The following is a 617-nucleotide window of genomic DNA, read 5'->3' on the forward strand; positions in this document are numbered from 1 at the left end:
GCAAAACGCTAACGCGTTTTTTATTTCTTTGCGAAATTGTATACCCTAATTTTAACTTTGTAGTTAGATGAGTATAACAATTTAATCTTTTTAATCTGTGCAATTTTCAAAGAACAATTTAATATATACTTATTAATTATGTTCATTATTAACATATCAATAAGTAATAAGCTTTAAAGAATTTAAAAGTTAATTCTTTTAGGATTATTATATTACCAAAAATAATTACTAAAATCAATTAATAATTATTGGTAACTTTGGTGGGCTTAAATGGACTCGAACCATCGACCTCACGCTTATCAGGCGTGCGCTCTAACCAGCTGAGCTATAAGCCCATAAATTTTATTATGAAAATTTATAATTTAAATTATGATNNNATAAATTTTATTATGAAAATTTATAATTTAAATTATGATAACAAAATTATTATTTACTGTCTTTATATTGATTTACTTGATACAAATTTATAAATACAATTTGTTAAACATAAAACATAATAATTTTAAATAAATTGATCTATTTAAATTAAACAGAGAATTAAGTTCCAGCTTGCTTAAATGACTTTTAATACTAAAAGCCATTTAAGCTTTTCTCCATAGAAAGGAGGTGATCCAGCC

1 tRNA gene is annotated in these 617 nt (G+C 23.5%); it reads right to left on the bottom strand.

Going from position 1 to position 617, the window contains the following annotated elements:
* Positions 1-258 precede the first annotated feature (258 nt).
* Positions 259-335: transfer RNA gene (locus tag EGD97_RS12275), tRNA-Ile, on the bottom strand.
* Positions 336-617 lie beyond the last annotated feature (282 nt).

The sequence above is a fragment of the Clostridium prolinivorans genome (assembly GCF_004011155.1).
GTDB lineage: Bacteria > Bacillota > Clostridia > Clostridiales > Clostridiaceae > Clostridium_AT > Clostridium_AT prolinivorans.